Origin of the sequence: Pseudodonghicola sp. (assembly GCF_048268305.1) — a bacterium.
Lineage (GTDB): Bacteria > Pseudomonadota > Alphaproteobacteria > Rhodobacterales > Rhodobacteraceae > Pseudodonghicola.
In genome coordinates, this window is sequence record NZ_JBLWVT010000008.1 from 40,782 (window position 1) to 63,290 (window position 22,509).

The following is a 22,509-nucleotide window of genomic DNA, read 5'->3' on the forward strand; positions in this document are numbered from 1 at the left end:
ATGACCCAAACCCATCGGGAGACGGTCTGGCTGGCGATCGCCCTGTCGCTTTTGTCGCTGATGCTGTTCGACCTGATGGGTCTGGTGATCAAATTCCTGACGCCCCGCTATGGGGCGGCAGAGCTTTCGGCCTATCGCAACCTGATCGGGCTGATCCCCTCGCTGATCGCGCTGTGGTCGTCGCGCGCCTGGCATGCCGCCGGGCGCCGCTGGCGCATCCGGCAATGGCCGATCGGCTGCCTGCGCGGGGTCTGCGTGACCTTCGCGCAGTTCTTCCTCTATGTCTCGCTGGGGCATATGGCCTTTGCCACCGCCACCACGATCACCTATTCCAACGCGCTGTTCATGACGGCCTTTGCGGTACCGATCCTGGGTGAAAGGGTCGGGCCGATTCGCTGGGCTGCGGTGGTGCTGGGCTTTGCCGGGGTTCTCTGGATCATGAAACCGGGATCGGAGAGCTTTACGATCTATGCGGCGGCGCCGCTCGCCTCGGCCATGCTTTATGCGCTGTCGGGGGTGATCGCGCGGCGGATCGACAGCGATGTGCCGAGCCCGCTGGTCAATCTCTATTCCTCGGGCACGGCGCTGCTGGGGGCGATCCTGCTGGCGCTGGTCACCGGCGGCTTCGGTCCGATCCAGTCGCTGGGCGATCTGGGCTGGATCGTGATGATGGGCACCTTCGGCGGGCTTGGCGTTCTGGTGATGGTGATTTCCTACCGGATGGCGGATCAGAGCACGCTGGCGCCATTTTCCTATTTCGGCATCCCCTTCGCCTTCAGCTTCGGCTGGCTGTTCTTCGGCGAGGCACCCTTTGCCGATCTCTTCCCCGGGGCGCTGCTGATCGCCGGTGGCGGGCTGCTGGTGATCTGGCGGGAACGGATGATGCGGCGCCGTCGGATCGCGGCGGAGCGGTGACGGCACCCACCGCTTCCACGGCCGCAGCGGGGCCCCCGCGCGGGGGGCCACTGCCTCGGGGTCGCGGGCACCGGATCAGGACAGCGCCTTGCGATACTCCAGGAACCGCGGGTCGGTCTTGACGCGGGCGTTCATCGCCTCGCGCAATTCGCCCACCGTCTTGTGCGGCCGCATCACCACCTCGAAGAGGCTGATCAGCCCGTCCTCGCCCAGGGTGATCAGATCGACGCCGACGGCATCGAGCCCGTTGACCTTGCACTGGAACTCCAGCGCCCAGTCGTTGCCCGATCCCATCACCCGGCGATAACGGAAATCGCTGAAGACCTTGCCCACATGGCCCAGGACGGCGGCCACCGGTTCGCGCCCGGTCCAGGTTGCCCAATAGGTCGGCGGCAGGAAACGGACGTCTTCGGCCAGCACCTCGGCGATCTTCTCGTGATCGCCCGAGGCGATGATCTCCAGCGCCTTGGCGATGGTCGGGTGCATGTCGGGGTGCAAATCTGCGGTCATCTCGGGGTTCTCCTCCTCCGGCTCCGTCGGCAGCTTGGCGGCGCGGCGCCGTTCGGGCAAGCTTGACGTCAGGACGCGGTGAGGTAGGAGCGGGGAATGAGCGATTACAATCCCCCCATGGACCCCTTGGACATCCTTTACGAGGATGCGCAGCTTGTCGCCGTCAACAAGCCGGCCGGGCTGTTGTCAGTGCCGGGCCGGGGCGAGCATCTGGCCGATTGCCTGCTGAGCCGGGTTCAGGCCGCCTTTCCCGACGCGCTGCTGGTGCACCGGCTGGACCGCGATACCTCCGGGGTGATCGTCTTCGCACTGACCCCGCACGCGCAGCGCAACCTGTCGATGCAGTTCGAGACGCGGGTGACCAAGAAGACCTATGTCGCCCGGCTCTGGGGCCGGCTGGAGCCGAAGACCGGCACCGTCGATCTGCCACTGATCGTCAACTGGCCGAATCGGCCGCGGCAGATGGTCTGTCACGACACCGGCCGGCCGGCGGTGACCGACTGGAAGGTGGTGAGCTATGGCGAAAACGAGACGCGGGTGCGGCTGTTCCCGAAGACCGGGCGCAGCCATCAGCTGCGGGTCCATATGCTGGCGCTGGGTCACCCGATCCTGGGCGATCCGTTCTATGCCGAAGGGGCGGCGCGCGACTTTCCCCGGTTGATGCTGCATTCCGAGGAGCTGCGCATCAAGAACCCCGAGGGCGGGGTATCGCTGAAGCTGCGGGCGCCGGCCCCGTTCTGAGCCGGCGGGCGCCAGGTCAGACCGCGATCCGCATCCAGTCGGCGGGCAGGATGTCGGGGTTCTGCAGCTTCGGATCGCCGAACCATTTGGCGGGGCCGGCGACGCGCTTGTCATCATGCGCGTTCAGCCAGGCGGCCCACCAGGAGAACGACGAATTGCCGATGATATTGTGCCGGCAGAGCGACATCAGCCGCATATCCTCGAAATCCGTCTCCGGCCCGTTGAAATCGACCACCACCTTTTCCACCGGCAAGGGCAGGTTGGTCTTGGCCCAGTCCGGATCGTCGGAGAAGACGAAGACCGTGGGCGTCCCCTTCAGCCCGTCGAGCACGCGGGCGAGCGCGGCATCGTAATAGGCCTGATCGCAAAGCACATGGGCCCCAAGCGTCAGGTAATCGCCGCGCCGGACATGCAGCGCGATCGCCGTGGTCCCGGCGATCCGGGCGGCCATTTCGGCGTTCTGCGGCGTGCTGAAGGCGGGAAAGGTGAAGTCGCGGCGGATCACATCGCCGATGGCGGCGAAATAGCGCTCGCTCTGCCAATAGCCGTGCAGATAGGTGTCGTCCCCCCACCCCGCGAAGGCCGGGTTATAGCCAAGTCCCCGTTCGCGGCGGAACCGCGGATGGCGGCCGAAGCCGCGCCAGAGCGCATAGGCGAGAAAGCCGTCGTGCTTGGCCGGCGGCAGCGCCCCCGGCTCGGCCAGCGGCAGGTCGAAGACGCGGGTCAGCCCCCCCTCGCCCCGGCGCAGGGCGCCGCGCGAATCGACGGCCAGCGGCACCCTCAGCCGGGTCGCCAGGGCGCGGCCGGCGGCATATTGGAACATCTGGTTGCCGAGGCGTCCATGCAGGCGGGTATAGATCATCGAGGGTCTCACAGGGCTTTGCATCGTCTTTAGGGGGATTTCAGCAACAGGGCCAGCCCGGCGCGCCCTGCCGGGCTTGACCGGCGGGGGCGCGCGCGCCTATGGGGGATCAGGTTCGGGTGCCCTGCCGTTCGCAAGCGTCACGCTTTGGTGAAACCCGGAATTGGCTCAGATGTCCTACTCTCCCAGGCATGCGAGCGATGGCAATGCGAACCTCCGTCACCCCCCGCGTCATGCCGTATCGGAGACGAGGTTCAGGATGAGTGCATCCGAAGATCACCCCAAGATCGCGGGCTTCAAGGCCCGGGCGAAATCGCTGCGCGCCAAGCTGGCGGCGCAGGGCACCGAGATCAGCCATTCCCAGGCGCTGGAGCTGGTGGCGCATCAGGAAGGCGCGCGCGACTGGAACACATTGCGCGCCCTGGCATCGCGGCCGGCGCGCGACACCAACGCGCGGCCGCTGGCGGTGGGCGACCGGGTGACCGGGCGCTATCTGGGTCAGCCCTTCACCGGCCGGGTCCATGGGCTCAGCCACAGCCCCTATTCACCGCATATGCGGGTCACCCTGCATTTCGACACCCCCGTCGATGTGGTGCGGTTCGACAGCTTTTCGGCGTTCCGCCAGCGGGTGACCGCGACGATCGACGAAAACGGCCACTCGCCGCAAAAGACTTCGGACGGGGTGCCACAATTGATCGTGGGGCCGGCGGGACTGTGAGGCGCAGACAGCCAGGTCCCCGCCGGCCGCATCTGACGACGCTGGAAAGCGGGGCACGGTCCCCTGCTTCTTCTCGTTTCAAATACGGCCTATCCCGCCCGGGACGCCGTTGCGCGGTTGCCGGACCGGGCAAAAAAAGAAAGCCGCCCCAAAGGGCGGCTTTCCCGATGACGCGGACCTGCGGGCTTATTCCGGGGTCCAGCCGCTGACGGCCTTGATTTCCATAAAATCCTCGATCCCGAAGATGCCGGCCTCGCGGCCGTTGCCGGATTTCTTCATGCCGCCGAAGGGCGCACCGGCCGAGCGCGGTTTGCCGTTCATCTCGACCATGCCCGAACGCAGCACGCGGGCCATGCGGTTGGCGCGGGCCGGGTCCTGGGTCTGGACATAGTTGGTCAGCCCGTATTCGGTGTCATTGGCGATGGCGATCGCCTCTTCCTCGGTCTCGAACTTCATGATCGACAGCACCGGGCCGAAGATTTCCTCGCGCGCGATGGTCATGTCCGGGGTCACGTCAGCGAAGACGGTCGGCTTGACATAGAAGCCCTTGTTGAAGTTCTCCGGCAGGCCGGGGCCGCCGGCGATCAGGCGGGCGCCTTCGTCGATGCCCTTCTGGATCAGACCCTGGATCTTCTCCCATTGGGTCTTGTTGACCACCGGCCCCATGTGGTTGCCTTCGTCATGGGCGCTGGCGACGGTGATCTTCGAGGCGACCTCGGCCGCGATTTCCACCGCCTGGTCATAGATCCCGGATTGCACCAGCATGCGCGACGGCGCGTTGCAGGACTGGCCGGTGTTGTTCATCATGTGCAGCACGCCGCGCTTCACCGCCTTTTCATCGGCATCGGCGAAGACCACGTTGGCGCCCTTGCCACCCAGCTCCAGGTGCACCTTCTTCAGGGTTTCGGCGGCGTTCTTCGAGATCGCGATGCCGGCCCGGGTCGAGCCGGTGAAGCTGACCATATCGACGTCCGGGTGCCCCGACAGGCGGGTGCCGACGCCGATACCGTCGCCGTTCACCAGGTTGAAGACCCCCTTGGGGAACCCGGCGGCATCCATCAGCTCGGCGAAGACCATGGCGTCGAGCGGGCTTTCCTCCGACGGCTTCAGGATCATGGTGCAGCCGGCGATGGCGGCGGCGCCAACCTTCAGCGTGATCTGGTTCATCGGCCAGTTCCAAGGCGTGATCAGCGCGGCGACGCCGACGGCCTCATAGATGATGCGGTCGTTCGGGTATTTCTCGTCGAGCGGCCGGTCGAACTGGAATTTCTTGGCGGCGTTGATGAAATTCTTCAGATGGAACGATCCCGCCCCGACCTGCTGGCTGCGGGCCATGTCGATCGGCGCGCCCATGGCGATGGACATCGACTGGGCCAGATCCTCGCCCCGCTCCATATAGATTTCCAGCAGCTTTTCGACCAGCGCGATCCGTTCTGCCACCGGGGTGGCCATCCAGCCCGGCAGCGCTGCCTTGGCGGCGGCGACGGCGGCATCGGCGTCGGCATCGCTGCCCAGGGAGATCACCGCGCAGGGCTCTTCGGTCGAGGGGTCGATCACCTCGCAATCGCGTGCTTCGATCGGGGCGACCCATTCGCCATTGATGTAGAAATTCCGCTTCTCGATCATCTTTGATACTCCCAACTCGGCGGTTTCCGCTGACTGAGCAGTCAGCGATTCCGCGTCACTCTGTCATTGCAAAGGAATAGGGACAAGTCAGGGATGGAACCCGGCGCAGGAACGGTTACATTCGTGGCAGCACGCAATCGAAACGGACCACGATGAGGAGAGATATCATGGGCCTGCGCATCAACGACACTGTGCCTGATTTCACCGCGATGACCGATCAGGGGGCGATCAGCTTTCACGACTGGATCGGCGACAGCTGGGCGATCCTGTTCTCGCACCCCAAGGACTTCACCCCGGTCTGCACCACGGAATTCGGGGCGGTGTCGCAACTGGCCGACGAATGGGCCAAGCGAGGCACCAAGGTGATCGGCCTGTCGGTCGATGGCGCCGAGGAGCACAAGAAGTGGAAGACCGATATCGAAGGCTTCTCGGGGGCCAAGGCGAGCTTTCCGATCATCGCCGACAGCGATCTGAAGGTGGCGAAACTGTTCGACATGCTGCCGGCTGACGCCTATCTGCCCGATGGCCGCACCGCCGCCGACAGCGCCTCGGTCCGCGCGGTCTTCATCATCAGCCCGGACAAGAAGGTGCAGCTGATCATGATCTACCCGATGTCGGTGGGCCGCAACTTTGCCGAGGTGTTGCGCGCGCTGGACGGTCTGCAGCGGACCTACAAGCAGCCGCTGGCGGTGCCGGCGAACTGGACCGTGGGTCAGGACGTGATCGTTGCCCTGTCGCTGGACGACGCCGCGGCCGAGGCGAAATACGGCGCGCTCGACAAGAAGCTGCCCTATCTGCGCTTCGCCAAGAACCCGGACTGAGCGGTCAGCCCCGCTGCGGGCGCAGGGCGACCTGTGCCCGATAGACGGCCCGATTGAATTCCCGCGCCAGCTTGCCGCTGGCGCGGGTTTTTTGTTGGATGGTCGATCCGCCGATCTGCTGGGCGATCTCGCGGTTGCCATTGGGCAGGATGGCGTGGATCGGCTGGTGGGTGACCCAGTGCATCTGCAGGAAGGTGTCCACGGGGCGGTCGATGGTCTCGGTCGCGCGCAGCAACCGTTCGGCGGCACCGCGCCCGACCACCTGGCAGATGCATTGCAGCCCGATCACCTTCGGCAGGATGAACCGCATGTCGCCGTCCTGCGCCAGAACCGCAGCCGGTGTCTCGCGTTGCTTGACCGGCAGGCGAATGTACATCTCAGGTGTCGCCTGGGCCTCGATCAGGTCAAGCGCCCGGGCAAGGCCGCCCGGGTCCACCGCCAGATCGTCTTCGACGATCAGGGCATAATCCCAGCCGGCATCCACGATCCGCCGCCAGCATTTGCGATGGCTCAGGAACACACCGATCTCGGCCGGACGCAGCGCAAAGGGATAGCGCGGCCGCCACAGATCGCCCGGCGCCGTCACCACATCGGCGATCTGCGCCGAATCGCGGCCGTTCACCGCCTCGACCAGTTCCGCCTCCGGCAGATCGCGCAAAAGCCGCTCTGCATTCGGGCGGCGGGCGGTGCTGGCGGACATGTGAATGATGAGGGAGTGCATGGGGCGCTTTCTGACCGATCCGGGGCGGCGGGGGCTATTTCAACAAGCCCTTGAGGGTTTGGGAGAATTCCGAATAATCGCCCTGTTCCTGTGCGCGTTCCAGGTCCATCGTCAAGAGCAGTTCGCGGATCAGCGCCAACCGCTCCTTTTCACGAGTCTCGACAATCGTCTTGGCGGCTTCGGCCCGAGCGCGTTCGGCTTCGGCCAGATCGCGCTGGATACGGGCAACGCGTTCGGCATTGCCGAGGCTCTTGCTTTGCAGCCAGGCGTGCAGGGCACCGAGGCTTTCCTGCTTGAACTGGGTGGCCTCGACCATGACGGCGTTCTGCTCCTCGGGGCTCAGGGTCACATTGGCCAGTTGGCGCACGATCGTGTCGACCTTGCGGCGGAACTCCGGCTGGACGGGCAGCCCATCTTCCGCCTTTACCGGAACAGGCATCCGGTTCTGACCGTCGCGGCTGAGCCGCTGGACCTCGACAAAGGTGCGGATCACCGCCTTGGTCGCGCGGATCGCATTGTCCGAATTGAGGACGGTCGCCAGAAGGATCACGCCTTCCTCGGTAAAGGCGTTCGGGGTGCGTAGACGCTCTGTCATGTCGGGCCGTGAGGTCACGAATTGTGATCTCACCAGCCTGGTCTGTTCCGGCGTCAGCTTCAGCACAAATTCATCGGTGAACCGGGCCTTGTGGCGCGACACTTGCTGGTTCACCACACGCGTTTCCACCCCGAACAGCCGTGCCGCCTCACGGTCGAGAAGCAGGGGCACGTCGAACAGATTGATGATCGCCGGAGCAGGGAGGGTCATGAAGCGGGTATTATCCTGAGATCACAGCCTGTGATCTCAGTGAAAGCAGGGCGACGCCGGGGGTGCAACAAAAAAGCCCCGGCATCGCTGCCGGGGCTTGTGAAACTCGGGGGTGAGAGGAGATTACTCCGCCTCTTCCTCGGTTTTCTCTTCTTTCTTCATCTCTTCGCCGGTTTCCTGATCGATCATCTTCATCGACAGGCGAACCTTGCCGCGATCATCGAAGCCCAGCAGCTTGACCCAGACTTCCTGACCTTCCTTCAGCACATCCGACGGATGGTTCAGGCGGCGGTTTTCGATCTGGCTGACGTGGACCAGACCGTCCCGCTTGCCGAAGAAGTTCACGAAGGCGCCGAAATCGACGATCTTCACGACCTTGCCCTTGTAGATCTTGCCCTCTTCCGGCTCGGCCACGATCGAATAGATCATGTCATAGGCCCGCTTGATGGCTTCCCCGTCGGCCGAGGCGATCTTGATCACGCCGTCGTCGTTGATGTCGACCTTGGCGCCCGAGGTTTCCACGATCTCGCGGATCACCTTGCCGCCCGAGCCGATCACTTCACGGATCTTGTCCGTGGGGATGGTCATGGTCTCGATCCGCGGCGCGTGGACCGAGAATTCGGCCGCTTCGCTCAGCGCCTTGGACATCTCGCCCAGGATGTGCATCCGGCCTTCCTTGGCCTGCGCCAGGGCTTTTTCCATGATCGCCGGGGTGATCCCCGCAACCTTGATGTCCATCTGCAGCGAGGTGATGCCTTCCGAGGTGCCGGCAACCTTGAAGTCCATGTCGCCGAGGTGATCCTCGTCGCCGAGGATGTCGGTCAGAACCGCATAGGAGCCATCATCTTCCAGCACCAGGCCCATCGCCACACCGGCGACCGGCGCCTTCAGCGGCACGCCCGCATCCATCATCGACAGCGAACCGCCGCAGACCGAGGCCATCGAGGAGGAGCCGTTCGATTCGGTGATCTCGGAGACCACGCGGATGGTATAGGGGAAGTCGGTCGGTGCCGGCAGAACCGCCTGCAGCGCACGCCAGGCCAGCTTGCCATGGCCGATCTCGCGACGACCCGGGGAACCGACACGGCCCACTTCGCCGACCGAATAGGGCGGGAAGTTGTAGTGCAGCAGGAAGTTTGATTTGAAGTTGCCGTGCAGAGCGTCGATGAACTGTTCGTCATCGCCGGTGCCCAGCGTGGTCACCACCAGCGCCTGGGTTTCGCCACGGGTGAACAGGGCCGAGCCATGGGTCCGCGGCAGCAGGCCGGTTTCCGACACGATCGGGCGCACCTGGTTCAGCGCACGGCCATCGATGCGGCGGCCGTTCTTGACCACATCGCCACGCAGCACGTTCGATTCCAGCTTCTTGATGGCAGAGCCGAGGTTCTCGTCCGCAAGCTGATCTTCGGTGAGCGTTTCCTTGATCGCCTCGACGGCAGCGGCAATGGCAGCTTGCCGTTCCAGCTTGTCGGTGATCGCGAAGGCGGCATGCATCTGCGCTTCGCCGGCGGCTTTCACCACGGCATAAAGCGCGCTGTAATCCGGCGGAGTGAAGTCGAAAGGCTCTTTCGCGGCGTCTTCGGCCAGGGCGATGATCAGGTCGATCACCGGCTGGATTTGCTCATGCGCGAAGGTCACGGCGCCCAGCATCTCGGCCTCGGTCAGCTCATAGGCTTCCGATTCCACCATCATCACCGCGTCCTTGGTGCCGGCAACGACCAGATCCAGGCGTTGTTCCGGGTTCAGACGCAGCTGATGCATGTCCTCGACGGTCGGGTTCAGCACATATTCGCCGTCAACAAAGCCGACGCGGCAGCCGGCGATCGGGCCCATGAAAGGCACGCCCGAGACGGTCAGCGCGGCCGAGGCGGCGATCATGGCGACGATATCGGGATCGTTGACCAGATCGTGGCTCAGCACGGTGCACATCACCAGGACTTCGTTCTTGAAGCCGGGGACGAACAGCGGGCGGCAGGGCCGGTCGATCAGACGCGCGGTCAGGGTTTCTTTTTCGGTCGGGCGGGCTTCACGTTTGAAGAAGCCGCCAGGGATTTTACCGGCGGCGTAGTATTTTTCCTGGTAATGCACGGTCAGCGGGAAGAAGTCCTGACCGGGCTTTTGTTCCTTAGCGAAGGTCACGTTGGCCATCACGCTGGTCTCACCGAGCGTCGCGATGACCGAACCATCGGCCTGGCGTGCGACTTTGCCGGTTTCCAGAGTGAGGGTGTCCTCGCCCCACTGCATAGATTTCTTGGTTACATTAAACATCGTGTTTTCCTGTTAGGAAGCGCTCCCGGGCGTATCCCGGGTCTCCCGTTTGCGTGGCGGCCCCATTGCCGCCGCCCCCTATCCTCTCGCATGTGCCCAGGGGCTGAAGGCGTCACGTCTCAGATGGGGCGCGCATACAGGAGTTTCGCTGTTTTGGGAAGCAGGGAGTTATGGGCGCGACTCGGCCGCGACCGCGCCATGAACGCTGTCACGACCCCGTCATGCCGGGCGATTAGAGCGCAGCGAATGGGACGGCAGAGGGGCCAGAGATGCGCATTCCGGATTACCCCGCAGGCGAGACGGGACAATGGGCGGCGGTAGACCGCTATTTCGGCGACCTCCTCTGCCCCGCCGATGCGGCACTGGAACAGGCCCTGACGGAAAACGCCCGCGCCGGCCTGCCGCCGCATGACGTCTCCGCTCCGCAGGGCAAGCTGCTGGCGCTCTATATCCGGATGATGCGGGCGAGCCGGGTGCTGGAGATCGGCACCCTTGGCGGCTATTCCACCATCTGGATGGCCCGCGCCCTGCCCTCGAACGGGCAACTGGTGACGATCGAGGCCAATCCCCGTCATGCCGAGGTCGCCCGCGCCAATATCGCCCGCGCCGGCCTGTCGGACCGCGTCGATCTGCGAGAAGGCCCGGCGCTCGAGATACTGCCCGCGCTTCAAGCGCCTTTCGATCTGGTCTTCATCGACGCCGACAAGCCGAACAACCCGCAGTATCTGGCCCAGGCGCTTCGGCTGACCCGACCGGGCAGCGTCATCATCGGCGACAATGTGGTGCGCGGCGGCGCGGTGGTCGATCCCGACAGCGGCGATGCGAATGTGCAGGGCGTGCGCCAGTGCCTGCAGATGATCGCCGATCACCCCGGGCTCGACGCCACGGCGATCCAAACCGCCGGCGAAAAGGGCTGGGACGGCTTCGCCCTGGCCGTGGTGCGGTGAAAAACCCGCTCAGCCGCGGATGACTTTGCCCAGCATGTCGGTCTTCCAATAGAATTGATGCGCCAGCGCCAGCCCGACGTGCACCGCGATCAACAGCCAAAACAACGGCCGCAGCACATCGGCATGGAGGAACCGCGCCCAGACCAACCCGTCGTAATAGGTCAAAAGGCCGGTGACGGGCATGGCGAAGAACAGCAGGTAAAACACCCATTGCCCACTGCGCGCCAACACTCGGAAAACCCACGGCGCCCCCAAGGGCTCGGGCGGCACACCATGGATCAGCCGCAGCGCCAGACGGATCACCGCCAGGATCAGCACCGCACTGCCGGCAGCGATATGGAGCCACACCGGCGGGATGAAACCCAGATCCAGCCCCCTGCCCCCCATGGCCTGCGGCAACAGCAGATTGAACAGGATCAGCGCCACCATCGCCCAATGCAGGGCACGCTGGGCGAGCGAGAAGGTATCCGGATTGCGGCGCATGGCTTTCGACCCTCTTTCAGTCAGAAATGCTGAGCCGTCGATACATCTATTCCCAGCCCGCGACTTTGACAGAACGCAAATCCGCCGCCGTTTTTGCTGGAAGCGCCGGATACCGCGCCTCTCCACGGGAAATCGGCACAGAAAAACGCCCGCTCCAGAGGGAACGGGCGTTGAAATCGTCTAAGATCTCTTCCGGCTCAGCGACGCAGGCCCAGACGCTCGATCAGCGACTGATAGCGGGCTTCGTCCTTGGCCTTGAGGTAATCCAGCAGCTTACGACGCTGGGCAACCATCTTCAGCAGGCCACGGCGGCCGTGGTTGTCTTTCTTGTGGGTCTTGAAGTGCTCGGTCAGCGTCGCGATGCGCGAGCTGAGGATCGCAACCTGAACTTCGGGCGAACCGGTGTCGCCTTCCTTGGTTGCGTATTCCTTCATGACGCGGGCTTTTTCTTCCGGCGTAATCGACATCGGGGTCTCCTTTGCAGGTTAGAGGGATGGCGCAGGCCGGGATGTCGTCCAGCACAGGCCCATGGAGAAATCCCGCGCCGATTCCGGCCCGGGATGCGGGCGTATAGGCGGTTTTGCCCGGCTTGGCAAAGGAAAACCTCAGGGCCGGATGCTCGCCCGCGGCTCCCAGGGTTCGGGCCCCTTGGCATAGGCGATATAGAGCGGATGTTTCGGATGACCCGCCTTGCTGAGCCCCAGATGATGAAGCGGTCTGCCGGTGGCGCGCAACAGCGCCTCGACCGCCGGGCCACGGCCCAGATGCGCGCCATGATTGCCCCAGCCGCAGATCACCCGATCGGCCCAGGCCGCGGCCTCGATCAAGGCGGCGTCATTCTCCGGCCCCACCGGATCGACGGCCCGGCGCATCGCCTGCGGATCGGTGTCGCGCCAGGCGAAGATATTGGTGACGCGAAAACCGCCGAATCCCAGCGCCCGGGCACGGCGTTCGCAGCGTTCGACTGTCGGATCGTTCTGCACCTCGGTCGCCGTCGAGGGGTTCAGCATGACGAAACCCACCCGTGCGCCCTCGGGATCCCAGACGCGGGTGAGGCTGTAGCGATAGGCCTCGCAATCGGAATAGACGGCGACAGAGGCCGCATCGCCCTTGATATGGCTGCGGGTGATCATGTGCGGGGTTTAGCCCCTCAGGGACACGATTGGAAACCGGGGATCGGTACCGCGGGCGGAAGGGGGGCTCTGCCCCCCATGGCCTGCGGCCGCCCCCCGGGATATTTTCAGCTAGAAAAAGCGCCGCACCGCGCCCTCCCCCGTTGGACGGAGGAGCGCCACTGCTGCTGCTTCTCGTTTCCAATACGGCCGCCGGAGGCAGACGCCCCGCAGGGGCGTCTATTGGTTGAACACCCGGCTCGGGTGCAGCTCTCCCGCCTTGTAGATGCCCACCGCCACCGCCTTGCCGCCGAGCGAGGCCCAGCATTCATCGCCATACTCCACATCGGAGGGCAGCACGATGCCGGGGTTGCCGTTGCGGAGCTTCGCCGCGCCTTCCGGGGTGCATTTCACCTCCGGAAGATCGGCGAGCCCCTCTTCCAGCGGGCGCAGATATTGATCGAGCTCGGTGGTTTTCGCCATCGCGTCGATCTGCTCGACGCTGAGCCCGTCCTCGGCATCGAAGGGGCCGGACCAGATCCGACGCAGGCGCACCACATGACCATAGCAGCCGAGCGCGGCGCCCAGATCACGGGCGATGGAACGGACATAGCCGCCCTTGCCGCAGGTCATTTCCAGCTCGACATGATCGGCGTCGGGTCGGTCGGTCATCAGCAGCTCCTCAACCCAGAGCGGGCGCGCCTCGACCTCGAAGTCCTCGCCGTCCCGGGCGAGCTTATAGGCGCGCTGGCCGTCGATCTTCACGGCGGAGAATTTTGGCGGCACCTGCATGATGTCGCCGACGAACTGGCCCAGCGCCGCCTTGATCTGATCGTCAGACGGGCGCGCGTCGCTGGTCGCGATCACCTCGCCCTCGGCGTCGTCAGTATTGGTCGCCTGGCCCAGCCGCATGGTGAAGCGATAGGCTTTCAGCGCGTCGGTGATGAAGGGGACGGTCTTGGTCGCCTCGCCCAGGGCGACGGCGAGAACGCCGGTGGCCTCGGGGTCAAGCGTGCCGGCATGGCCCGCCTTCTGCGCGTCCATCGCCCAGCGCACCTTGTTGACCACCGCGGTGGAGGTCATGCCGGCGGGTTTGTCCACCACCAGCCAGCCGGAAAGATCGCGCCCCTTGCGTTTGCGTGCCATGTTGTCCCCGATGTCATGCGAATGAGGCCGGGGGCCTAGCCGATGACCGCGGCACTGTCAATTTCGCCGATGCCGCGATGGGGCGGTCAATTGGCCTTTTCCACCACGCCGACGATCGGCCCCAAGGCGAAGCCGAGATCGTCCCGGCCGATCCGCGGCGCATAGAGCCGCGAGATATTGCCATCGAAATAGAGCGCCTGCGGCAGTTTCAGCGCGTCGCGGAAGACCCGGCCGAATTGATGAAAGGTCACCGCGTCGCGCGACAGCACGAAGACCGCGCGGGCGCCGTCGGCGCTGGTCCCCACCCCGTTGCGGACATAGCGCGATGTGCTGTCGGGCAGGAAGCGCGGGTGCAGCGCCCCGTCGATCACCAGCATCGGTCCGGATTGGCTGGCATAGGTGCAGGCCGGCTTTTGTTCAAGAAACCGCAGGGTTTCGACCACATCGGCACGGCCGGGGCGGATGCAGAAGACGCCATTGGGCAGCAGGCCGAAGTTGCCGGGCCCGGCGTTCGGGACGACCTGCATCAACTCCTCCCCCCGCTCGACATAATGGCCGACCGGAGAGCGGTCCTGATGATACATGCCGGCGTTCATCGCGAAGACGAGCTTTTCGCCCCGGGGGGCCAGCATCGCGTTCACCGCGCCGAACTGGCCCAGCAGCTGGCCCTGGTCGTCCTTGAGGAACAATCGCAGATCCTCTTGCGCGGCATCGACCTCGCACAAGGTATAGCGGTTGCCCTCGTACTCCGTGTCACGACACTCCACCGCGCCGGCGGCAGAGGCGAACAGCAGGCCCAGAAGAATCAGGGCCGCGCGGATCACGTGTCCAGATCGCGGCGCACCGCGTCTTGCGACAACATGCGTCGGGTTTCGTCCATCTGGTCGAAGGTCTCGTCAAGCTGGAAGCGCAGGTCGGGGGTGAATTTCAGCCCGGCCTTCTTGCCGATGATGCGCCGAAGCTCGCCCTTGTTGCGGGCCAGAAGCTTCACCAGATCCTCCTGCCCCTTGCCGCCCAGAGGCAACACATAGGCGGTGGCGATCTTCAGGTCCGGCGAAATGCGCACCTCGCCCACGGTGACCGACATGCGGTTCAGGTCCGGGTCATGGATATCGCCACGCGCCAGCACCTCGGCCAGCGTGCGCCTGATCAACTCGCTCACCCGCAACTGGCGCTGCGAGGGGCCGGACCCTTCATGGAATCTGTTCTGTGTCATTCCTCCGATCTAGGCGCTTGTCGGGGCTTTGCCAAGCGGTGCCTGTGGCGGTAGGAGTTTGCGGGGCAAGACAGCGAGAGGGCGCCGAGATGACAATGAAGCCGGGAATCGTGGTGACCGGGGCATCGGGCCGGATGGGGCAGATGCTGATCCGGACGGTGGCGGCAAGCGACAAGGCGCATCTTGTCGGGGCGGTGGTGCGTAGGGGCCATTCCTGGGTTGGCCGCGATGTCGGCGAGGCGATGGGGGGCGCGCCTCTGGGCGTCACCGTCACCGATCAGCCGCTCGAGGCCTTCGCCCGCGCCCAGGCGGTGATCGACTTCACCACGCCGGAGACGACGCTGGAATTCGCGGCCTTGGCGGCGCAGGCGCGCGCGGTGCATGTGATCGGCACCACCGGCATGACGGACGAGCAGATCGCCAAGCTGGAGCCGGCGGCGCGCCATGCGGTGATCATCCGTGCCGGCAACATGAGCCTTGGCGTCAACCTCTTGGTGCAATTGACGAAACGGGTGGCCGCCGCGCTGGACGAGGATTTCGATATCGAGGTGATCGAAGCGCATCACCGCAACAAGGTCGATGCGCCCTCGGGCACCGCGCTGATGCTGGGCGAGGCCGCGGCCGAGGGGCGCGGCGTCAAACTGGCCGAGGTCGCCGACCGGGGCCGCGACGGCATCACCGGCGCACGCGAACGCGGCCACATCGGGTTTTCCGCCATCCGAGGCGGCGATATCGTGGGCGAACATGACGTTTTGTTCGCCGCCGATGGCGAACGGATCATCCTGCGCCATGTCGCCACCGACCGGGCGATCTTTGCCCGTGGCGCGCTGAAGGCGGCGCTTTGGGGGCAGGACAAGGACCCCGGCGAATACGATATGGTCGACGTTCTGGGGCTGTGATCCCGGCGGGGCGATCCGGCCACGAATCGCCCCGATCCATCAGACCATGCGGATCACGTCCTTTTCGATCGCCAGCATATAGCCGCGCCGGGCGATGGTCTTGACCAGAAGTTCGCTGATCATCTGATTGCCCAGCGTGTCGCGCAGCCGCTTGATTCGGGTGGCGCCGGCGGCCTCTTCGCAATCGGCGGCATCGCGGCCCGAGATCATCGCCTCGATCTCCACCCCCGACAGCACCTCGTCATCCAGCCGGGCCTCGGCCAGGACCGCCAGGGTCTCCATCGCGGCGGCGGTCAGCTTGAAGCCCATGTTGTTCAGATAGACGGTGTTCTCTTCCCGGCTGATCAGCAGGGAGTTCACCTGGATACCGGCGCGTTCAACCTGCGCCATGCGGCGATTGAGCCCCGCCAGCAGCACCAGAAAGACCAGCGCCGCCACCATCATCATAGTGGCGAAGACCAGCAGCACGAAGATCACCATCCGATAGCTCGACAGCGTGTCGGAAAAGGCGGTGCCGGACTGGGCGAGGATTTCCAAGAGCTTGATCTCGGCCCCCGTCGTCAGATCGTTCTCGACGAAAAGCTTTTCGACCTGCGCGTTGAAGGCATTGGCGTCGGGCAGGGTCAGCAGCAACAACCCACCCGCGGCCGCCAGAATCGCCACAATCGCGGCGATGCCGAAGGCCACCACGCGGCCGCCGGGAAAGCCGCGGCCGCGTGGTCGCTCAGAACTTGAGGAAGAAACGTCCGGCATTCGCCTTCCTCCCCTCAAGCCCATCGGGGCCGAAGACCGACACCACGTTCAGCAGCGTCCAGCCGTTTTGTCTGAGCCGCGCCGAAACCTCTGCCGAAGCGGATTGCCGGTCGCAGCCCTGGTGAAGCTGCATCACGCCGTAATGCAGCTTCAGCGGATTGTCCCGCTTGGCCTTGTAATCGGCGAAACACTCGGCCGCCGAGGCGGGAAGTGCGGCCAAAAGGCTCAGCATGAGGACGAGGGAGAGGGTGAAATGTTTCATGCGGGCATCCTGCCGCGACTGCGGCGGTTATTCAATAACCACAGGGCTTTGGTGCCTTTGATATCCGATAACAAGGTGCCGTTATTGCCTGTCCGGCGGGGTTGGGAGCAGGGTCGGGACATCCAAGACCTCGGCCACCCCGGTCGGAGGCACCCCGCAAAAGGAGCACAGTCATGCACCGCAAATTCATCGCCCTGGTTTCGGGTCTGGCCGTTGCCGTCGCCCTGACCGCCGCCACCACCGCCCCCGCCCGCGCCGACAATGATGCCGCCAAGGTTCTGGCCGGGATCGCCGCACTGGCCCTGATCGGGGCCGCGATCGACAGCAGCAACCGACCCACCGTGGTCGAACGTCAGGTGATTGTCCCGCGGCGACCGGCCTATGCCTATCCCCGTCCGGTCTATGCGCCGCCGCGGCCGGTCTATGTCCAGCCTCGCCCGGTCTATGTCCAGCCGCACCCGATCTATGTCCAGCCCCGCCCGATCTACACGCAGCCGCGCCCGATCTACACGCAGCCCCAGCGCAACGTCTATATCCAGCGCAACGTCGACCGGAACGTCTATCGCAATGTCGACAAGCACGTGAGGGTCTATCCCCACCAGCAACCGGGCCGTCAGCCCCACGACAACCGGCGCTGAGCCTCGCTCCCCTCCTCTCGGCGCCACGGGGCGGCCCCATCGGGCCGCCCTTTTTGCCACATCTGCCCCAGGGTTTGCCCGGAGGGGAGTTGAAACCGCCGCGCCAATGCCGTTTGATGGCTTCATCCAGACTCGGACAGGACCCGCAGCGACGTTTCGGCCCCGTATATTTCACGGGAGTGCCCGCCGCCTGGCGCAATAGCGCCGCCGCCGTATTGAGGGCGACGACAGGGCCCTGCCCAATCAGACAGACATGAACGGGCGGGCGGAATGAAACCCAAGCTTTTGACGACTCTTAAAACCTATACCATGCCGGAGTTCGGCGCCGATGTGCTGGCCGGCATCACCGTGGCGATGGTGGCCCTGCCGCTGAGCCTGGCGATCGCCATCGCCTCGGGCGCCGAACCGGCGGCGGGGCTGGTCACCGCCATCGTGGCGGGCTTCCTGATCTCGGCCTTCGGCGGCAGCCGGGTGCAGATCGGCGGCCCCACCGGCGCCTTCATCGTGGTGGTCTATGGGGTGATCGCCCAGCACGGCTATGACGGGCTGGTGCTGGCGACGCTGATGGCCGGGCTGATCCTGATCGTGGCCGGCTGGCTGCGGGCCGGCAGCCTGATCGCCTTCGTGCCGGAACCGGTGATCAACGGTTTCACCATCGGCATCGGGGTGATCATCGGCTTCGGCCAGATTTCGAACTTCTTCGGGCTGAGTCTGGCGCATGAGCCCGCCGATTTCGTCGAGAAGCTCCCGGCGCTCTGGGCCGCCCGGGATTCGGTGAGCTGGCAGAGCTTCGGCATCGGTCTTCTGACCATGGTGGCGATCATGGTGCTGCGGCGGCTGTTCCCGCGATTCCCCGGGCTGATCGTGGCCGTAGGGGCGGGATCGGCGCTGGCCGCGGTGCTGATGCTGCCGGTCGACACCATCTTTTCCCGCTTCGGCGCCCTGCCCGACCGGCTGCCGATGCCCCACCTGCCACAGATCAGCTATTCCCGGGTGATCGAACTGCTGCCCTCGGCGGCGGTGATCGCCTTCCTGGCAGGGGTCGAATCGCTCCTGTCGGCGATGGTGGCTGACCGGATGATCGGCGGCCATCACCGCCCCAATGCCGAGGTTCTGGCCCAGGGCATCGCCAATGTCGGCTCATCGCTGTTCGGCGGGCTGCCGGCGACCGGTGCCATCGCGCGGACCGCCACCAACGTGCGCGCCGGTGGCAAGACGCCGGTGGCCGGCATGGTGCATGCGCTGACGATTCTGATCGTGATGATGGTGGCCGCGCCCCTGGCCGGCTATCTGGCGATGCCGGCGCTGGCGGCGCTTCTGATGTTGACCGCCTGGAACATGACCGAGCCGCACAAATGGCGTGACTACATGCAGGCGCGCCCCTCGGACCGTGTGCTGTTGTTGCTGACCCTGGTGCTGACCGTGGTGGCCGACCTGACCATCGCCATCGGCGTCGGTGTCGCCGTCGGCCTGGCCCTGCGGCTCAGACGGCGCGAGGTGCCGCCCGCCGATTGGCACACACCCGATCGCTGATCCCCCCTTGCGCTGCCCCGGTCCACGGGGCAGCAAAGGCTCATGAGCACCCCTGATTACCATCTGGAGGAAGAGCTGCAGGCGCAGGGCTTCCTTCGCATCGCCGGCGTCGACGAGGTCGGCCGCGGCCCGATCGCCGGCCCGGTCACCGCCGCCGCCGTCATCCTGATCCCGGGGGCGATTCCCGACGGGCTGAACGATTCCAAACAATTGAGCGCGCGCCGCCGCGAGGCGTTGGAACGGGCGCTGAGCACGGCGGCCGAGGTCTCGGTCGCCCATGCCAGCGTCGAGGAGATCGACGAGATCAACATCCTGCGTGCCAGCCATCTGGCGATGGAACGCGCCGTGGCCGCCCTGGACCCGCCTCCCGATTTCCTGCTGATCGACGGCAACATGATCCCCCGTGGCCTGACCATCCCGGCGCGCGCCGTGGTGAAGGGCGACGCGATTTCCGTGTCGATCTCAGCGGCCTCGATCATGGCCAAGACCTGTCGCGATCGGCTCATGGTGGATTTGGCGCAACAGTACCCCGGCTACGGCTGGGAGACCAATGCAGGCTACCCCTCTCAAAGCCATAAAACCGCGCTCCGAGATCTGGGGATAACCCCACATCATAGGCGTTCGTTCAAGCCTGTGCACAACATCTTGTATCAAGGCAAATCAGTAAGTGACTGATTCAAAAAAGAAATTGACGAAGAATCAGGATTGACTCATCTTTACTGCTAATATGCGAGCGCGAAAACGCGCCGTTCATGAGGCAGTACAATGACAAGAACCAATGCAAAGGGGGCGCCCGCGCTCCCTCTCAATACCATATTGGCCGGCGATTGCATCGAGGTGATGAACTCCCTCCCCGAGGCGAGTGTCGACCTTATTTTCGCCGATCCCCCCTATAACCTGCAGCTCAAGGGCCAACTTCACCGCCCGGACAACAGCCAGGTGGACGCGGTCGACGATCACTGGGATCAATTCGATTCCTTCGCCGCCTACGACCAGTTCACCAAGGACTGGCTCAAGGCCGCGCGGCGGCTGCTGAAACCCAATGGCGCGATCTGGGTCATCGGCTCCTATCACAATATCTTCCGGGTCGGCGCCGCGCTGCAGAACGAAGGCTATTGGATCCTCAACGATGTGGTCTGGCGCAAGTCGAACCCGATGCCCAACTTCCGCGGCAAGCGGCTGACCAACGCGCATGAGACGATGATCTGGGCATCGAAATCCGAAGGCGCGAAATACACCTTCAACTACGAAGCGCTGAAATCGCTGAACGAAGGCGTGCAGATGCGCTCGGACTGGGTGCTGCCGATCTGCACCGGGCATGAACGCCTGAAGGACGACAACGGCGACAAGGCGCATCCGACGCAGAAACCGGAATCGCTGTTGCATCGCGTGCTAGTGGGCTCCACCAACCCGGGTGACGTGGTGCTCGACCCGTTCTTCGGCACCGGCACCACCGGCGCCGTCGCCAAGATGCTGGGCCGTGACTTCATCGGCATCGAACGCGAAGATGCCTATCGCGCGGTCGCCGAGAAGCGGATCGCGCGGGTGCGCAAATTCGACCGCGAGGCGCTGCAGGTCAGCACCAGCAAGCGCGCCGAACCGCGGGTGCCCTTCGGCCAGGTCGTCGAACGCGGCATGCTGCGCCCGGGCGAAGAGCTGTTTTCGATGAACAACCGCTACAAGGCCAAGGTCCGCGCCGACGGCACCCTGATCGGCGGCGAAGTCAAAGGGTCGATCCACCAGGTGGGCGCCGCGCTCGAAGGGGCGCCGTCGTGCAACGGCTGGACCTACTGGTGCTTCAAGCGCGACGGCAAAGTGGTGCCGATCGACGTGCTGCGCCAACAGATCCGCTCCGAGATGCGGCAGATCTGATCCGTCGTTTTCCAGTTACCGCTGGTGTCCCGAGGCCTGACCCGGGACACCGACCTGTGCCCCGCCCTTGTGGCGGGGCTTTTTTGTGGGGTCGCGATTTCTTGCCGGATCGCTTTGCCATTTGCTCCGGCCTGCAGCTAGGAAGACAACCGTGCGGGCGAGGACAGGAACAGGATACCGGGCCGATGAATGATCAGGCTGCTGACCGGAGGGCGACGCTTGCCCTCGTTTCGCCACGGGACCGCAACGCGACGGCGGCGCAAAACAAATACACCACGGCCGCGCTGGCACGCCACAAGCGCGAGGGGATGGCTCTGGCCATGCGGGCGCGGCTGGTGGCGATGCCGCTGATCGGCCTGCTTCTGCTGGTGATAGACCCGCATCTCGAGGTTCTGTTCTACCTCGCCATCCTCGGGATTCTGATGTTGAACGGCTGGCTGATGTACCAGTTCGGCAAGGTCGGGAAATCGCGGATCGAACTGTCCCTGATCTTCGCCGATCTGGCGATCATGACCCTCGGGGTGGTCATGCCGAACCCGCTCAGCAATGACCAGATGCCGCTGGCGATGCAATACTGGTACGACAGTTTCATCTATTTCTTCGGCATTCTCGCGGTAGGAACGCTGACCTTCTCCTGGCGCACCGTCATCGCCATGGGAATCTGGACCTCGGTGATATGGGCCATCGCCCTGGCGATCTCCTGGGCCGTGGCCACCCCGCATCCCGATCTGACCGCAGCGGTCCAGGCGGCATTCGGGGCCGGTTCCGAATTGGCGGCGCGGCTCGATCCGAATGCCTTTCACTTCCGCCTGCGGCTTCAGGAAATCGCGATTTTCCTGATCACCGCGGTGGCGCTCGGCCTCTCCTCCCGCCGCTTCGACCGTCTGTTGCACGACAACGCCGGCCTGGAACGGGAGCGGGCCAATCTGTCGCGCTATTTCTCGCCCAATGTGGTCGAGGCGCTGTCGCAGAACGACGATCCGCTGCAACAGGTGCACCGGCGCGAAATCGCGGTGCTCTTCATCGACATCGTCAATTTCACCGGCTTCTCGGCCGATCGCGATCCCTATGAGGTGATCAAGGTGCTGCGCCAGTTCCATTCCCGGATGGAACGCGAGGTGTTCCGCCATGGCGGCACGCTCGACAAATATCTGGGCGACGGGCTGATGGCGACCTTCGGCACGCCGGTGACCAGCGGCCGCGACGCGGCCAATGCGCTCGATTGCGCGCGCGGAATGATCGCGGTGATCGACCGCTGGAACCTGGACCGTCGCCGGCTGCACGAACCGGAAATCCGCGCCGGCATCGGCCTGCATTACGGTACCGCCGTGCTGGGCGACATCGGCAACGACCGGCTGGAATTCGCGGTGATCGGCACCGCCGTCAATGTCGCCAGCCGGCTCGAGGCGCTGACCCGGCCGCTGGCCGCGCGGCTGGCGATCAGCGACCGGCTGCGCGCCCGGGTGCTGGAGGAGACCGACGGCAGCGCCGCGGCGCCGGGCGGTACGCTTGACGGTCTGGTCCGGCTGGAGGATCAGACGGTGCGCGGCATCGAGGACAAGATGACGCTCTGGGCGCTCTATTAGGGGGGCTCTGCCCCCCGGCCTGCGGCCGCCCCCCGCCGTATTTGACACGAGAAGAAGCGGGACACCCCCTATCAT

Annotated in this window: 25 protein-coding genes; 11 read left to right on the plus strand and 14 right to left on the minus strand. The window is 64.9% G+C overall.

Annotated features, from left to right (window positions below; all coding sequences use genetic code 11):
* Nucleotides 1–915 (plus strand): DMT family transporter, encoded by a 915-nt coding sequence (locus tag ACN0V4_RS15445; protein ID WP_417677676.1) that lies wholly within the window; start codon nucleotides 1–3, stop codon nucleotides 913–915.
* A gap of 75 nt (nucleotides 916–990) precedes the next feature.
* Here the strand turns inward: ACN0V4_RS15445 and ACN0V4_RS15450 are convergent, their stop codons facing one another.
* Nucleotides 991–1,401, minus strand: coding sequence for a nuclear transport factor 2 family protein (locus tag ACN0V4_RS15450; protein ID WP_417678136.1), 411 nt, complete (start codon nucleotides 1,399–1,401; stop codon nucleotides 991–993).
* Nucleotides 1,402–1,521: 120 nt separating this feature from the next.
* Between ACN0V4_RS15450 and ACN0V4_RS15455 the strand changes: the two genes are divergently transcribed.
* On the plus strand, nucleotides 1,522–2,166 hold the full coding sequence (locus ACN0V4_RS15455; protein ID WP_417677678.1) for a pseudouridine synthase: 645 nt from the start codon (nucleotides 1,522–1,524) through the stop codon (nucleotides 2,164–2,166).
* A 16-nt stretch (nucleotides 2,167–2,182) separates the two neighbouring features.
* Here the strand turns inward: ACN0V4_RS15455 and ACN0V4_RS15460 are convergent, their stop codons facing one another.
* Nucleotides 2,183–3,028, minus strand: a complete 846-nt coding sequence (locus tag ACN0V4_RS15460; protein ID WP_417677680.1) for an alpha-1,2-fucosyltransferase — start codon at nucleotides 3,026–3,028, stop codon at nucleotides 2,183–2,185.
* 259 nt (nucleotides 3,029–3,287) lie between these two features.
* Between ACN0V4_RS15460 and ACN0V4_RS15465 the strand changes: the two genes are divergently transcribed.
* A complete protein-coding gene (locus ACN0V4_RS15465; RefSeq protein WP_417677682.1) occupies nucleotides 3,288–3,746 on the plus strand; it encodes a glyoxalase superfamily protein in 459 nt (152 codons plus the stop codon).
* 186 nt (nucleotides 3,747–3,932) lie between these two features.
* On the opposite strand, the gene ACN0V4_RS15470 is transcribed toward ACN0V4_RS15465, so the two are convergent.
* Nucleotides 3,933–5,372, minus strand: a complete 1,440-nt coding sequence (locus tag ACN0V4_RS15470; RefSeq protein ID WP_417677684.1) for an aldehyde dehydrogenase family protein — start codon at nucleotides 5,370–5,372, stop codon at nucleotides 3,933–3,935.
* 167 nt (nucleotides 5,373–5,539) lie between these two features.
* Between ACN0V4_RS15470 and ACN0V4_RS15475 the strand changes: the two genes are divergently transcribed.
* Nucleotides 5,540–6,193 (plus strand): peroxiredoxin, encoded by a 654-nt coding sequence (locus tag ACN0V4_RS15475; protein ID WP_417677686.1) that lies wholly within the window; start codon nucleotides 5,540–5,542, stop codon nucleotides 6,191–6,193.
* Between the two features lie 4 nt (nucleotides 6,194–6,197).
* Here ACN0V4_RS15475 and ACN0V4_RS15480 read toward each other — a convergent pair whose 3' ends face one another.
* The 3 genes from ACN0V4_RS15480 to pnp all read right to left on the minus strand — a co-directional run bounded on the left by ACN0V4_RS15480 (nucleotide 6,198) and on the right by pnp (nucleotide 9,987).
* The gene (locus tag ACN0V4_RS15480) at nucleotides 6,198–6,914 is read right to left on the minus strand and encodes a glycosyltransferase family 25 protein (RefSeq protein ID WP_417677688.1); all 717 of its coding nucleotides are present in this window, start codon (nucleotides 6,912–6,914) and stop codon (nucleotides 6,198–6,200) included.
* Nucleotides 6,915–6,948: 34 nt separating this feature from the next.
* Nucleotides 6,949–7,719 carry an ORF6N domain-containing protein gene (locus ACN0V4_RS15485; protein WP_417677690.1) on the minus strand — a complete coding sequence of 257 codons (771 nt, stop codon included), beginning with the start codon at nucleotides 7,717–7,719 and terminating at the stop codon, nucleotides 6,949–6,951.
* A gap of 123 nt (nucleotides 7,720–7,842) precedes the next feature.
* The gene (pnp, locus tag ACN0V4_RS15490; RefSeq protein WP_417677692.1) at nucleotides 7,843–9,987 is read right to left on the minus strand and encodes a polyribonucleotide nucleotidyltransferase; all 2,145 of its coding nucleotides are present in this window, start codon (nucleotides 9,985–9,987) and stop codon (nucleotides 7,843–7,845) included.
* Nucleotides 9,988–10,256: 269 nt separating this feature from the next.
* On the opposite strand from pnp, the gene ACN0V4_RS15495 reads away from it, so the two are divergent.
* The gene (locus tag ACN0V4_RS15495; RefSeq protein WP_417677694.1) at nucleotides 10,257–10,934 is read left to right on the plus strand and encodes an O-methyltransferase; all 678 of its coding nucleotides are present in this window, start codon (nucleotides 10,257–10,259) and stop codon (nucleotides 10,932–10,934) included.
* Nucleotides 10,935–10,943: 9 nt separating this feature from the next.
* Here the strand turns inward: ACN0V4_RS15495 and ACN0V4_RS15500 are convergent, their stop codons facing one another.
* The 6 genes from ACN0V4_RS15500 to rbfA form a co-directional block, all read right to left on the minus strand.
* Nucleotides 10,944–11,417: a cytochrome b gene (locus ACN0V4_RS15500; protein WP_417677696.1), complete on the minus strand. Its 474-nt coding sequence runs from the start codon at nucleotides 11,415–11,417 to the stop codon at nucleotides 10,944–10,946.
* A gap of 197 nt (nucleotides 11,418–11,614) precedes the next feature.
* Nucleotides 11,615–11,884: a 30S ribosomal protein S15 gene (rpsO, locus tag ACN0V4_RS15505; protein WP_417677698.1), complete on the minus strand. Its 270-nt coding sequence runs from the start codon at nucleotides 11,882–11,884 to the stop codon at nucleotides 11,615–11,617.
* A 138-nt stretch (nucleotides 11,885–12,022) separates the two neighbouring features.
* Nucleotides 12,023–12,550: a DUF1643 domain-containing protein gene (locus tag ACN0V4_RS15510; protein ID WP_417677700.1), complete on the minus strand. Its 528-nt coding sequence runs from the start codon at nucleotides 12,548–12,550 to the stop codon at nucleotides 12,023–12,025.
* Nucleotides 12,551–12,769: 219 nt separating this feature from the next.
* A complete protein-coding gene (truB, locus tag ACN0V4_RS15515; RefSeq protein ID WP_417677702.1) occupies nucleotides 12,770–13,675 on the minus strand; it encodes a tRNA pseudouridine(55) synthase TruB in 906 nt (301 codons plus the stop codon).
* An 86-nt stretch (nucleotides 13,676–13,761) separates the two neighbouring features.
* Nucleotides 13,762–14,499 carry a phosphodiester glycosidase family protein gene (locus ACN0V4_RS15520; protein WP_417677704.1) on the minus strand — a complete coding sequence of 246 codons (738 nt, stop codon included), beginning with the start codon at nucleotides 14,497–14,499 and terminating at the stop codon, nucleotides 13,762–13,764.
* Nucleotides 14,496–14,891, minus strand: a complete 396-nt coding sequence (gene rbfA / locus ACN0V4_RS15525; RefSeq protein ID WP_417677706.1) for a 30S ribosome-binding factor RbfA — start codon at nucleotides 14,889–14,891, stop codon at nucleotides 14,496–14,498. Before rbfA ends, ACN0V4_RS15520 begins: the two co-directional genes overlap by 4 nt.
* 89 nt (nucleotides 14,892–14,980) lie before the next feature.
* Between rbfA and dapB the strand changes: the two genes are divergently transcribed.
* Nucleotides 14,981–15,790 (plus strand): 4-hydroxy-tetrahydrodipicolinate reductase, encoded by an 810-nt coding sequence (dapB, locus tag ACN0V4_RS15530; protein ID WP_417677708.1) that lies wholly within the window; start codon nucleotides 14,981–14,983, stop codon nucleotides 15,788–15,790.
* 39 nt (nucleotides 15,791–15,829) lie between these two features.
* Here the strand turns inward: dapB and ACN0V4_RS15535 are convergent, their stop codons facing one another.
* Nucleotides 15,830–16,543, minus strand: coding sequence for a winged helix-turn-helix domain-containing protein (locus ACN0V4_RS15535; protein WP_417677710.1), 714 nt, complete (start codon nucleotides 16,541–16,543; stop codon nucleotides 15,830–15,832).
* Complete coding sequence (locus ACN0V4_RS15540; RefSeq protein WP_417677712.1) at nucleotides 16,515–16,805, minus strand: hypothetical protein; 291 nt, start codon at nucleotides 16,803–16,805, stop codon at nucleotides 16,515–16,517. Before ACN0V4_RS15540 ends, ACN0V4_RS15535 begins: the two co-directional genes overlap by 29 nt.
* Nucleotides 16,806–16,978: 173 nt before the next feature.
* On the opposite strand from ACN0V4_RS15540, the gene ACN0V4_RS15545 reads away from it, so the two are divergent.
* From ACN0V4_RS15545 to ACN0V4_RS15565, 5 genes are all read left to right on the plus strand, one after another.
* On the plus strand, nucleotides 16,979–17,443 hold the full coding sequence (locus ACN0V4_RS15545) for a hypothetical protein (protein ID WP_417677714.1): 465 nt from the start codon (nucleotides 16,979–16,981) through the stop codon (nucleotides 17,441–17,443).
* Between the two features lie 270 nt (nucleotides 17,444–17,713).
* Nucleotides 17,714–18,976 (plus strand): SulP family inorganic anion transporter, encoded by a 1,263-nt coding sequence (locus ACN0V4_RS15550; RefSeq protein WP_417677716.1) that lies wholly within the window; start codon nucleotides 17,714–17,716, stop codon nucleotides 18,974–18,976.
* Between the two features lie 42 nt (nucleotides 18,977–19,018).
* Nucleotides 19,019–19,651 carry a ribonuclease HII gene (locus tag ACN0V4_RS15555; protein ID WP_417677718.1) on the plus strand — a complete coding sequence of 211 codons (633 nt, stop codon included), beginning with the start codon at nucleotides 19,019–19,021 and terminating at the stop codon, nucleotides 19,649–19,651.
* Between the two features lie 90 nt (nucleotides 19,652–19,741).
* Complete coding sequence (locus ACN0V4_RS15560; RefSeq protein ID WP_417677720.1) at nucleotides 19,742–20,848, plus strand: site-specific DNA-methyltransferase; 1,107 nt, start codon at nucleotides 19,742–19,744, stop codon at nucleotides 20,846–20,848.
* Nucleotides 20,849–21,033: 185 nt separating this feature from the next.
* Nucleotides 21,034–22,434 carry an adenylate/guanylate cyclase domain-containing protein gene (locus ACN0V4_RS15565; protein ID WP_417677722.1) on the plus strand — a complete coding sequence of 467 codons (1,401 nt, stop codon included), beginning with the start codon at nucleotides 21,034–21,036 and terminating at the stop codon, nucleotides 22,432–22,434.
* Nucleotides 22,435–22,509: the final 75 nt, after the last annotated feature.

Coding starts and splice junctions, on each gene's coding strand:
- ACN0V4_RS15445 (WP_417677676.1), top strand. CDS start 1: ATGACCCAAACCCATCGGGAGACGGTCTGGCTGGCGATCGCCCTGTCG.
- ACN0V4_RS15450 (WP_417678136.1), bottom strand. CDS start 1,401: ATGCACCCGACCATCGCCAAGGCGCTGGAGATCATCGCCTCGGGCGAT.
- ACN0V4_RS15455 (WP_417677678.1), top strand. CDS start 1,522: ATGAGCGATTACAATCCCCCCATGGACCCCTTGGACATCCTTTACGAG.
- ACN0V4_RS15460 (WP_417677680.1), bottom strand. CDS start 3,028: ATGATCTATACCCGCCTGCATGGACGCCTCGGCAACCAGATGTTCCAA.
- ACN0V4_RS15465 (WP_417677682.1), top strand. CDS start 3,288: ATGAGTGCATCCGAAGATCACCCCAAGATCGCGGGCTTCAAGGCCCGG.
- ACN0V4_RS15470 (WP_417677684.1), bottom strand. CDS start 5,372: ATGATCGAGAAGCGGAATTTCTACATCAATGGCGAATGGGTCGCCCCG.
- ACN0V4_RS15475 (WP_417677686.1), top strand. CDS start 5,540: ATGGGCCTGCGCATCAACGACACTGTGCCTGATTTCACCGCGATGACC.
- ACN0V4_RS15480 (WP_417677688.1), bottom strand. CDS start 6,914: ATGCACTCCCTCATCATTCACATGTCCGCCAGCACCGCCCGCCGCCCG.
- ACN0V4_RS15485 (WP_417677690.1), bottom strand. CDS start 7,719: ATGACCCTCCCTGCTCCGGCGATCATCAATCTGTTCGACGTGCCCCTG.
- pnp (WP_417677692.1), bottom strand. CDS start 9,987: ATGTTTAATGTAACCAAGAAATCTATGCAGTGGGGCGAGGACACCCTC.
- ACN0V4_RS15495 (WP_417677694.1), top strand. CDS start 10,257: ATGCGCATTCCGGATTACCCCGCAGGCGAGACGGGACAATGGGCGGCG.
- ACN0V4_RS15500 (WP_417677696.1), bottom strand. CDS start 11,417: ATGCGCCGCAATCCGGATACCTTCTCGCTCGCCCAGCGTGCCCTGCAT.
- rpsO (WP_417677698.1), bottom strand. CDS start 11,884: ATGTCGATTACGCCGGAAGAAAAAGCCCGCGTCATGAAGGAATACGCA.
- ACN0V4_RS15510 (WP_417677700.1), bottom strand. CDS start 12,550: ATGATCACCCGCAGCCATATCAAGGGCGATGCGGCCTCTGTCGCCGTC.
- truB (WP_417677702.1), bottom strand. CDS start 13,675: ATGGCACGCAAACGCAAGGGGCGCGATCTTTCCGGCTGGCTGGTGGTG.
- rbfA (WP_417677706.1), bottom strand. CDS start 14,891: ATGACACAGAACAGATTCCATGAAGGGTCCGGCCCCTCGCAGCGCCAG.
- dapB (WP_417677708.1), top strand. CDS start 14,981: ATGACAATGAAGCCGGGAATCGTGGTGACCGGGGCATCGGGCCGGATG.
- ACN0V4_RS15535 (WP_417677710.1), bottom strand. CDS start 16,543: ATGCCGGACGTTTCTTCCTCAAGTTCTGAGCGACCACGCGGCCGCGGC.
- ACN0V4_RS15540 (WP_417677712.1), bottom strand. CDS start 16,805: ATGAAACATTTCACCCTCTCCCTCGTCCTCATGCTGAGCCTTTTGGCC.
- ACN0V4_RS15545 (WP_417677714.1), top strand. CDS start 16,979: ATGCACCGCAAATTCATCGCCCTGGTTTCGGGTCTGGCCGTTGCCGTC.
- ACN0V4_RS15550 (WP_417677716.1), top strand. CDS start 17,714: ATGAAACCCAAGCTTTTGACGACTCTTAAAACCTATACCATGCCGGAG.
- ACN0V4_RS15555 (WP_417677718.1), top strand. CDS start 19,019: ATGAGCACCCCTGATTACCATCTGGAGGAAGAGCTGCAGGCGCAGGGC.
- ACN0V4_RS15560 (WP_417677720.1), top strand. CDS start 19,742: ATGACAAGAACCAATGCAAAGGGGGCGCCCGCGCTCCCTCTCAATACC.
- ACN0V4_RS15565 (WP_417677722.1), top strand. CDS start 21,034: ATGAATGATCAGGCTGCTGACCGGAGGGCGACGCTTGCCCTCGTTTCG.